The 9,008-nt window shown below is 46.1% G+C and carries 13 protein-coding genes; all 13 read right to left on the reverse strand.

All coding sequences use genetic code 11. The features are described from left to right. Nucleotides 1–153: 153 nt before the first annotated feature. Nucleotides 154–654, reverse strand: coding sequence for a YcxB family protein (locus QEH54_RS22105; RefSeq protein WP_309020901.1), 501 nt, complete (start codon nt 652–654; stop codon nt 154–156). A 31-nt stretch (nt 655–685) separates the two neighbouring features. After that, nucleotides 686–1,315: a hypothetical protein gene (locus QEH54_RS22110; RefSeq protein ID WP_309020902.1), complete on the reverse strand. Its 630-nt coding sequence runs from the start codon at nt 1,313–1,315 to the stop codon at nt 686–688. 493 nt (nt 1,316–1,808) lie between these two features. Continuing rightward, a complete protein-coding gene (locus tag QEH54_RS22115) occupies nt 1,809–2,702 on the reverse strand; it encodes a serine protease (protein ID WP_309020903.1) in 894 nt (297 codons plus the stop codon). A gap of 124 nt (nt 2,703–2,826) precedes the next feature. Continuing rightward, a complete protein-coding gene (locus QEH54_RS22120; protein WP_309020904.1) occupies nt 2,827–3,267 on the reverse strand; it encodes a hypothetical protein in 441 nt (146 codons plus the stop codon). Between the two features lie 19 nt (nt 3,268–3,286). Further along, nucleotides 3,287–3,874: a hypothetical protein gene (locus tag QEH54_RS22125; protein ID WP_309020905.1), complete on the reverse strand. Its 588-nt coding sequence runs from the start codon at nt 3,872–3,874 to the stop codon at nt 3,287–3,289. Nucleotides 3,875–4,019: 145 nt separating this feature from the next. Continuing rightward, nucleotides 4,020–4,319, reverse strand: a complete 300-nt coding sequence (locus tag QEH54_RS22130) for a hypothetical protein (protein ID WP_309020906.1) — start codon at nt 4,317–4,319, stop codon at nt 4,020–4,022. A 133-nt stretch (nt 4,320–4,452) separates the two neighbouring features. Next, complete coding sequence (locus QEH54_RS22135) at nt 4,453–4,695, reverse strand: hypothetical protein (RefSeq protein WP_309020907.1); 243 nt, start codon at nt 4,693–4,695, stop codon at nt 4,453–4,455. A 61-nt stretch (nt 4,696–4,756) separates the two neighbouring features. Beyond that, nucleotides 4,757–5,062, reverse strand: a complete 306-nt coding sequence (locus QEH54_RS22140; RefSeq protein ID WP_309020908.1) for a hypothetical protein — start codon at nt 5,060–5,062, stop codon at nt 4,757–4,759. 78 nt (nt 5,063–5,140) lie between these two features. Then, nucleotides 5,141–5,548, reverse strand: a complete 408-nt coding sequence (locus tag QEH54_RS22145; protein WP_309020909.1) for a hypothetical protein — start codon at nt 5,546–5,548, stop codon at nt 5,141–5,143. 65 nt (nt 5,549–5,613) lie between these two features. After that, a complete protein-coding gene (locus QEH54_RS22150) occupies nt 5,614–6,168 on the reverse strand; it encodes a hypothetical protein (protein ID WP_309020910.1) in 555 nt (184 codons plus the stop codon). Nucleotides 6,169–6,801: 633 nt separating this feature from the next. After that, nucleotides 6,802–7,512, reverse strand: a complete 711-nt coding sequence (locus QEH54_RS22155) for a hypothetical protein (RefSeq protein ID WP_309020911.1) — start codon at nt 7,510–7,512, stop codon at nt 6,802–6,804. Nucleotides 7,513–7,603: 91 nt separating this feature from the next. After that, nucleotides 7,604–8,161: a hypothetical protein gene (locus QEH54_RS22160; protein WP_309020912.1), complete on the reverse strand. Its 558-nt coding sequence runs from the start codon at nt 8,159–8,161 to the stop codon at nt 7,604–7,606. A gap of 85 nt (nt 8,162–8,246) precedes the next feature. Beyond that, a complete protein-coding gene (locus QEH54_RS22165; RefSeq protein WP_309020913.1) occupies nt 8,247–8,666 on the reverse strand; it encodes a hypothetical protein in 420 nt (139 codons plus the stop codon). Nucleotides 8,667–9,008: the final 342 nt, after the last annotated feature.

A 9,008-nucleotide genomic window follows, 5' to 3' on the forward strand; every position in this document is an offset into this window, starting at 1 on the left:
GTCGTATTCGTAGAAATAGTCGTAGTAACCTTCGGAGTCTTTTTCTCCGGCATCTATTTTGTGTTCTTTGGTTACTTTCATTTTCTACCTAACGTGAAATCCATAGGCGTAGGTCAGCGCGGAGCGCTGGCCGAAGTTCTATGGGATGACTGGTTAGACATTGTTTAATTTCATTTTCACCTCCGAGAGAAACTCGTCTAAATCGCCCTCTATGAGTTCTCGATTCCTAGGGATGACATGTGCGGTTGCTTGCGTGACGTAGAGAAGGCAGAGGCTCTTAGATTCTTTCAATCCTTTCATTCCTTCCCATTTATTGAGTGTTTTATTCACCTCGGTTACTTCTTCGATTCCATCATCTAGAATGGTTAATTCGTGCTCTCCAACCAAGCCAGTGCTCTTTCGAGTGAAGACCGAGAGCAGTACGTAGAAGACAGAAAAACAGCCTCCTATGGATAGGGCGATAGTGGCTTGAATTAGAGCAAAGAGAAATTTCGTGAAGATCGTTGCTTCGGCTACTGCAGAACTGTTGAAGGACAGAGAAGCTATTGCCATCCAGAGTATGCCGAAAAACGTTACGGCGAAATTGTTGTGCGCTAGCATCCACAACTGACCTTTGATTAGGTCTGCTCTGGTGTTATTGTATCTGATTTTCATTTTCGTCTAACGTGAAAGCCATACGCGGAGATCAGCGCGGAGCGCTGGTCGGAGTTGTATGGGCTGACTGGTTCAGCTTATTTTTAATTTCGAAAGGATCCGTCACTGTCTTGTGGTGCTCAACGAAATCCAATTGTTCATCGTCGTATGAGTACACTGAATACTCGAATCGAAAATCTTCGTAACTTGCTAGGAATGCATCGAGCCTGTCAGTGAAGAGGTTTAAGTCCAGAACGACGAGAAAGGTTACTGAGTTGGATTCTTCGTTGGAACCGTATTCTGGATAGTGATCGTTGGTCAGGATGTTTTCCTGTACAATCGAATCTTTCGGATCGTGCGTCGGCTTGGCGGCAACGTAGATCGTATCGAATGGAAGGCCGAATCCGCATGGGCGTGAAACCTTAGGTTCGATCCGAATCCAGTCTTGGTAACCTTTGAGTTTCCCGTACAACGCTCCCGGCCCGAAATACGTGTGATGAATCTGATCCGGTGATGGACGAAGTGAGAGAAACTGTAGCTCTTCGGAAATGTTCCAGTGGTTTAGCGTGAGGACTACTTTCCCAGCTTCAAGACTGCTGAATTCTGCTTTTGATCGTTCGTTTGCTGATATTGCTAACGATGCCGATGCTAGGGCAGCTAGGAACGTGATGATTCTAATCATATTTTTCTGCTGAACGTGAAGCTGATACGCGAGGGCCTAGGTTGATGGTTGTGAAAGAGCAGGGGAAGATACGTCCTTGCTGCCTCCACAACTCGGGCGCTTGGCCCGAGTTGTATCGAGCGCCTTGTTCTGACTCTCTTTCATTATTCGTTGGTTCCTCTCGCTTCTTCTTTTGATTCGATCTCTTCGCCGGGGACAAATAGCCAGAAGCCAACCGTTGCGAGAGCTATGCTAACAATGAGCCCGATTCCAGCTCTGGTCATGTCTCCATCATTATACGGGCTAACGACGAGAAAGTAGGTTAATCCGCCAGCAACGCCTCCTGCTAGTGTGGACTTCCCTTGGTTCATCTTGTATTTGGTTCCACATGACGGACACTTTAGCGGTGACCATTTCGAGACCGCGAGTGACTTGAACGGTCCAATCTTCGCTGAACACTTGGGGCAAATTTTCATGCTATTTTTTTTCAGAACGCTGAAGCCATACGCGGAGGTCATCGCGGAGCGATGGCCGGAGTTGTATGAGCTGACTTGTTGGCATTTCTATCTTTCTCGATTTCTTTGAATATTAGTTCGGTATCTAACATGGAAAAAGTAGATTGAGGTTCCCTTTTATTCTTCTTCCCAATGTAGGCAGCGGACGTAATGCCACAGAGATACCCTCGTTCGTCTATTAGGGGAGAACCGCTGTCGCCTTCGAGTAAAGGTATCGAAGTTAGTATCTGGTGAGCTTCTTTTTTGTGTCTTCGTAGCCCAATGTATTTGCCGGCTGCCCTCATGTGAAACCAGCTACCTGCGAATACCGAGTCCCCTGTTTTTAATGGGGAGCTTCTTATCTGAAGGAATCGCTCGGTAGCTAGATCAGCCTTCAGTATCGTTATGTCGGCCTTTCTGTTTTCGTAAACGATTCTGCATCTCACTGTTTTCGTAGTTAGATCTTCATCCGAAGTACGGTATGAAATCCAAACATTGTCATATTTCGTGACGTGCCAAGCGGTCAGAAAGTAGCCGTCGGGAGTAATCGGGGCAGCACCACCACAAGTAGCTTTCTTTATGAAAATCTTCATTCCATGAGTGTAATCGGTTTTATCTTCTTCCGATGACATCACGATTTTCGCTGTTAATGTTGACGGCTCGGTTGGCATGAGTTCGACCGCGATGGTGGCCTTTGGAACTATGTCTTTGCGACCGATGGACACCACGGCACCTGAATAAAATATTAAGTACTCGGATGGAGTCATCTGATCCGAGTACTTCGCGTGTGGTACTTCGATAAGGGGAACCCCGGAGTAAGAGAGTGAATCCAGTTGGTCGATATGCGTATTGTGCACATCCGACAACGCTAGCATCGGAAACGAGAGTAGGGCTGCTAAAACAAGTTGTTTCATTATTTTGCCAACGTGAAGGTGATACGCGAGGGCCTAGGTTGTACGTGGTGAAAGAGTAGGGCAAGATATGTCCTTGCTGCATCCACAACTCGGGCGCTTGGCCCGAGTTGTATCGACCGCCTGGTTAGGCTTCATTCTTCTTCCGGAAGTAGGGCCAAAACTCTTCATCGTTCCATTCTTTCTCAAATGCGTGGTTTATGTCTGAAACCCAATTCATGAGTCTTGGGCTTCTTTCATCTTCGAATCGCTTATTTGCTTCGTTCTTAACCTCGATCCACTTCAATTCTCTCATGCAAAAGGGAATCATTGATTCAGGATGTTCGAATTCTTTCCAGATCGCTGACCTGAAGAAGCTAACGGTTTCTTCTTTTTCTTCCTTCGCTATTTTGATGATCCGAAGGAAATAGGCCTCCAATTCGGTTTCGTCCGTTGTATCCAAATCGTGAAGATATGATTCTTTGGCAATCTCTCGCAACTGGCTTTGGATGGGGTTCATTTCTTTCTGCCTAACGTCGAGTGCATACGCGGAGGCTAGCGCGGAGCGCTGGCCGGAGTTGTATGGCACGACTGGTTCGCATCTATTTTCATGGATTGGTAGAGTATTCAATCACCATGTCGGTGGTTCCATTCATGAATGCGGCTAGCTTTGACATTCCTAATCTCAGATTCACCATATCGATGCTCTTCATTCCGCTGAATACGTTGGGGTTGTCTGGGTAGCGAGCATCTGTCGATTTCGGATCATGATAATGAAGTTCCAGCACCAACCTTTCTACGTTCGAAATGTCTTGTGGTTCTGGAGTCGGTTCTAGCGACTCTATCAATGGCCTGCATCGACTCCACAGCTTCTTAAGATCGTGGCCACTCACTTTGCTCGATACATCGTTACCGTTGAGGCGGCTAATCCTAAGGATCAGTTCTTTAATTCGAAGCTCGGTATAGTGTCGGTACATAAATGTAATCGGATAAATTAGCAATCCGCCATACATCAGTTTCTGCTCTACGAATTCGACTAACCTTTCGGCTGCAAGGTAGTATCCTTCAGCGTAACTCGTCCAGTTGGATTCGTTGAATGTTACCGGAAGAGTTGGTGATAGCTGAAAATGAGCCCCTTCTACGAAGAGGTTAGTTGATGAATCGGGCCATGGGAGTGGTTGGTGGTCTGATTCCATGGTTTTATTTTGCGAACGCTAAGCTGATACGCGAGGGCTCGGAAGCCGTTGTGAAAGAGTAGGGTGAGATTCGTCCTTGCTGTGTCCACAACTCGGGCGCTTGGCCCGAGTTGTATCGAGCGACTTGTTCGACCATATTTTCATTTTAGACGTCATGCTTTTTCCAATACTCGATGATCTCTTCCTGCTTTATCTGATCTACTCCGATTTTTTCTATTAGTTCTTTTAACCAATGAGCGCTGAACTTTTCGATGTAATCGTCCCATTTTCCCGAAATGAACTCTTTGGGATTCATCGAGCAACCCATCGAACCAAAACCTGAGCCTTCTCCTATGCAAATGAAGTCCTCTTTGTCTTCCATCGAGAGGTAGAGATCGTAAGGGTATTCTCGATCCTTTTGTATAGGCTCTTTGATCCTTTTGAGGTAGGTGAAGGTTTTCGTCATTTTTATTCGTCGAACGCTGAGCTGATACGCGAGGGCCTAGAGACCCGTTGAGAAAGAGTAGGGGTAGATTTCACCTTGCTGAGTCCACAACTCGGGGCGCTTGGCCCGAGTTGTATCGAGCGACTTGTTCAGCTTATTTTTCATTCTTCAGAACCTTTCTGATTACTTCTCCAATCTTGTCTTGGTTGGCTTCTTTTCTAAACCAGAAGATATCGATCTCTTCGTCATTTGGATCTTCTTTTGGAGTGTTCACTGTGACGTCGAATTCTATACCTTCTTTTCTTAAAGCCTCCATGACCTTGGGTGTGTCCGTTGGAGAAATCACTGAGAATGTTGAGTCTAAATCCGAGATTGGTCCAGGTTGAGGATTGGTCATCTATTTTTTGCTGAACGTGAAAGCCATAGGCGTAGGCTAGCGCGGAGCGCTGGCCGAAGTTCTATGGGCTGACTGGTTCTACCTTTCTTTTTCTTTCGAACAACTTCCAGATCGAAACTGAGAAAAGAGTACCCCAGAACGCCGTCGATATGATCAACCTAAGATTCCCGTTATTGGTCCAAAATACAGGGAGATTCATGATGGATAGGATTCTAGTGCCTATCGCTTCCTTGATTCTCATCGTTTCGGTCACTTCGAATTCTCCAGGACCAAAAGCAGCCAAGGCGAATGACGCAGCAAGCATGTAGAGGCTGAATGTGACTGCCATGCTTAGTGTGAATACTGCGATGATCGCTAGCTTGCTCATTTCTTGTAGAACGTCAAAGCCATACGCGGAGGTCATCGCGGAGCGATGGCCGGAGTTGTATGGGCTGCCTGGTTGGGGTTATTTATTTTTGAATGTAAAGTTATATGAATACAAAGATGCTTCGCGGCCTGTGTGCTGCCACCAATCGACCAAAAGCCATTCGAACATTTCTTGCTCGGAGACTTTGGGGTATGGGATCATTTCTTTTCCTTCTGGCATATCGAGTTGATACAGGAAGGCGGATGCGGCGAAGAAACGAATCCATAGAAAATATTCTTCACGAGGAGGTAGATCTGGAAACTCGATTTGGTCGCGGGCCCAACGTCTACAGATGGAATCCAGTCTTTCTTTGTAGGTCTGGTCTTCTTCCAGCCAAGCTTCTTCATGCTCGCGTGAAATGCTTTCGGAAAGTGGTTCTGGATGATTTAGCGAGAATGACGCTGCCTCCAGAATCTCAGCCAGTCGTTTGTAGCTATGTGAAGGCATCTCGTGAATTAGAGGATTTGGTTTATGATTATTATTTTCCCCAACGTGAAAGCCATACGCGGAGGTCAGTCGCGGAGCGACTGGCCGGAGTTGTATGGGCTGCCTGGTTCGACCAATCCTTCTTCATTGATCTGGTGTTTGGGGTAGTAGTACAAAGGCTGGCGATCGAGTTCTTGGCGCCATCTTATTTTGCCTTCGCCTCCGTGATCGAGTGAATCGACCATGTACTGTGCGTAAGTCTTTGTGGGATTCTTGTTTTGTTCTTGCTCGTTGAGCTTCAAGAACTGAGCCCAATACTGAAGTGCTTGGGAGTAGTATTCATCGGATATTTCTTTTCTTCCTTCAGATTCGGTGATCATCGCTAATCGTGTGTAGTTCAAGGCTCTGTAGTAGGCTCCGCCTTCCTCAGTGAAGATATCATTCTCGTCGTCTCGGTCGAATTCTTCGATCAACTCGAGATCGGCCTTTAGCGCTGACTTTGCCTCTTCGGGCGAACCGGAGAAATAGGCTTCGAGAACAACGTTGGAACGATCAAAGTATAGATCTGCCGGCTTTGGTGCTTCTTCTGAACAACCGATGAGGAAGAAGAGAGCTAAGATACTGAAGGGAAGCATTCTCATTTCATTCTTTCGTCGAACGCTGAAGCCATACGCGTAGGTCATCGCGGAGCGATGGCCGGAGTTGTATGAGCTGACTTGTTGGACTATTTTTCTATCTTAAGAGTTTTACGTATGCTCAAGCTTTCAAACCCGTAGTTTGAGAAGAATTTCTGTGCCTTTTCATTGAAGTCCCAAACCTCCAAGTCGACTCGAGAAATTCCTCTTTATCGACCAAGATCAAATAGACACTTCATGAGATCGTGGCCAAAACCTCTTCTTCGAAAATCGGAAGATACTGAAATATGGTTTAACATGAGGTAGTGGAGTTTCGGTCGTATCCACGATTCATCTCTTCTGACTTCCTGTGCATAAAGATAACCAACAACCTTGCCTCTGTCCTCGGTGACCAAGAACAGGGAATCTTCTGTTTCTAGTCCAGCTCTAAGCCAATCCAGGAAATCAGAATCGTCAGATGGGTTCTTGATAAGCCAAGGAGCCTTTTCAGCGTGTAGTCGTTGTACTGGCAGGCAAAGATCCGAAATCGCCTTCGAGTCGTCAACTGTAGCAAGTCTCGCCCTATTTTTTCGTCCAACGTCGAGTGCATACGCGAAGGCTAGCGCGGAGCGCTGGCCGGAGTTGTATGGCACGACTGGTTCACCCTATTTTTTTTACTTCGATTGTTTTGATTCCGTCTATGATTTCCGTGGACGTATTGAGCTTCCGAATCTTTCCATTCCTCTGGTAGTTGAATAGGTCTAAGCCGTCAAACAGCTCAGCATCACTGCTGATCGTCTCGATTCGTGCCTGCATGTATCCGACGATATCAGCAAAAAGGATTCCTATTGTTTGGAAGCCGCTACTTGCGATAGAAATGTCCTCGTAAAGTTTCCAACCTTTTTGACTCAGGATCGGAAGAGAAAGGTCACGAAGTTCTTTGATGGTGACATCGCTTCGCTGGTCGAAATGTAGTGATAGCAAATTCTTTCCCGTTCCTTTAGATGGTTTCCCAATAGCTTTGGGTAGGTTCTTTTCTATCTGGCTTAAGTATGCCTTTTTCGAATCATCGCTTTCACATGAAGAGTAATGGAATTTCATTCGTGAATTCGATTTGCTCTTGTTGAGTGCGATTACTTCTCTGGCAAGCTCGACTCTCTCAGGAACGTCAACGTTTGTGTCGCCGCTCTTCTTTGAGAATATATAGCTTCCTTTGAATTCTATCGATGGATCCCAACCGACGGAAATGAGCTTGCTCTGGAACTGTTCCTTTAAGTTGGGATAGAAACGTGAGTCTACCGATGCAATGGAGAGTCCGTGGTAGGATTTGAATTTCGAATCGCTCGTTTCGTCTATGAAAACGCACTTCATCTATTTATTGGTGAACGTGAAGGCCATACGCGCAGGTCATCGCGGAGCGATGGCCGGAGTTGTATGGGACGACTGGTTCGCACTACCTTTTCTATTCAATTTTCTTTCCATCATCAACTGGTGGCCACTTCTTGGTTACTCCATACAGTTTACGTTGCGTGTCATCTGACAATACACCGTTCAGGCTCATTGTCACAAAACTGAGAGAATCGTCCACAAATTCAAACTGTAGCTCTATTGTTCCTTCTCGATATTCGTAGAAGTAAATCTTCTCATTATCTTCTTCATCGACCCAGTAGGGATCACCGAAGCTATTCAGAATCTCGTTCTCCTTTGTTTGTTGAGTTAAAGCTAAGGGGATTCCATCCATAGAGAACGTTCCTTGAAATTTGGACATAGTCACAAATACATAATCAAGCAGGTCTTCTTTTGCGCCAATTTCTACTCCGCCATTTTTAGAATAGACGATCTCGTGTTTTTTTAGCCCTGCCGAAAAAACATCCAATTCGGAGAGAGGCTGGCCAATTGGTGTGTTACCAACTTGCAGAGTGGATAGATCGATGTTCAAGCGATGTTTTGGACTTAGTTCTGCAAAGGAAGCTGACGCCATGGTTATGATGGAGAAAATGACTATTGGTAGTGTTTTCATTATTCTGCGAACGTGAAAGCCATACGCGGAAGTCAGCGCGGAGCGCTGGCTGGAGTTGTATGGGCTGCCTGGTTGGGCCTATTCTTCATTTTAAGAGCAAAGAGATAGCTGAACCAATTCCCGCAAACAACATAGCTGAGACCCACCAGTGGCGAGTGCGTCGCGAAATGTGATCGATACTATTCTTAAACTTCGCTTTCTTTTCTTGTAGTGGTTTGTATAGAGCGTTCTGTTGTGCTTCGACTATTCTACTAGAGTGAGCAGAGATCGTATTTCTCATAATGGGATTTTTGCTTTCTAAGGAAGAAACCAACGCATCCATCGCTTCCTTCTGCAGCTTTTTCATTGGGCCTTTCAGGTACTCTTTACCGTCTGGCCCTTTGATTACTTTTTCGTCGTTCTCGCCGCATACGGCCTTTTCCATTTCTGGAACGCCTACCTTCATGAGTAGTTCTTGTACGTCCTGACTGAAACTTTTGCAGGCTTTGAGATTCTCTTCTTCCATATGCTTCAGTCGGACCGGCCACCTTACCGAATGCCAGAGCAACGTGAAGAGTGAAGGCAGGATTAGCGCGAGGCAAAGGGCTAGCCAATAGATGGTCGGTGGATCGGGAGTCTTCTGGACACTGAATAGGGCTAGAGTCGCTGGTAGCATAGCCGTGACTAGCGTAATTAGTATTTTGTCAACGACTAGAATGCCGTCTTGTTCAGTTCTGAATAGTGTTCCGGTAGCCATTTCTTTCTTTGCCCAACGTGAAAGCCATACGCGGAAGTCAGCGCGGAGCGCTGGCTGGAGTTGTATGGGCTGACTGGTTAGGATTCATTTCTTTTCTATTGGTCTCACTCG

Source organism: Pelagicoccus sp. SDUM812003, from assembly GCF_031127815.1.
In the GTDB taxonomy this organism is placed as follows: domain Bacteria; phylum Verrucomicrobiota; class Verrucomicrobiia; order Opitutales; family Opitutaceae; genus Pelagicoccus.

What these genes read in the sequence shown, in the direction of transcription:
- QEH54_RS22135 (WP_309020907.1), bottom strand. Translation starts at nt 4,695, where the DNA reads ATGACCAATCCTCAACCTGGACCAATCTCGGATTTAGACTCAACATTC.
- QEH54_RS22125 (WP_309020905.1), bottom strand. Translation starts at nt 3,874, where the DNA reads ATGGAATCAGACCACCAACCACTCCCATGGCCCGATTCATCAACTAAC.
- QEH54_RS22140 (WP_309020908.1), bottom strand. Translation starts at nt 5,062, where the DNA reads ATGAGCAAGCTAGCGATCATCGCAGTATTCACACTAAGCATGGCAGTC.
- QEH54_RS22155 (WP_309020911.1), bottom strand. Translation starts at nt 7,512, where the DNA reads ATGAAGTGCGTTTTCATAGACGAAACGAGCGATTCGAAATTCAAATCC.
- QEH54_RS22160 (WP_309020912.1), bottom strand. Translation starts at nt 8,161, where the DNA reads ATGAAAACACTACCAATAGTCATTTTCTCCATCATAACCATGGCGTCA.
- QEH54_RS22130 (WP_309020906.1), bottom strand. Translation starts at nt 4,319, where the DNA reads ATGACGAAAACCTTCACCTACCTCAAAAGGATCAAAGAGCCTATACAA.
- QEH54_RS22150 (WP_309020910.1), bottom strand. Translation starts at nt 6,168, where the DNA reads ATGAGAATGCTTCCCTTCAGTATCTTAGCTCTCTTCTTCCTCATCGGT.
- QEH54_RS22115 (WP_309020903.1), bottom strand. Translation starts at nt 2,702, where the DNA reads ATGAAACAACTTGTTTTAGCAGCCCTACTCTCGTTTCCGATGCTAGCG.
- QEH54_RS22105 (WP_309020901.1), bottom strand. Translation starts at nt 654, where the DNA reads ATGAAAATCAGATACAATAACACCAGAGCAGACCTAATCAAAGGTCAG.
- QEH54_RS22165 (WP_309020913.1), bottom strand. Translation starts at nt 8,666, where the DNA reads ATGGAAGAAGAGAATCTCAAAGCCTGCAAAAGTTTCAGTCAGGACGTA.
- QEH54_RS22145 (WP_309020909.1), bottom strand. Translation starts at nt 5,548, where the DNA reads ATGCCTTCACATAGCTACAAACGACTGGCTGAGATTCTGGAGGCAGCG.
- QEH54_RS22110 (WP_309020902.1), bottom strand. Translation starts at nt 1,315, where the DNA reads ATGATTAGAATCATCACGTTCCTAGCTGCCCTAGCATCGGCATCGTTA.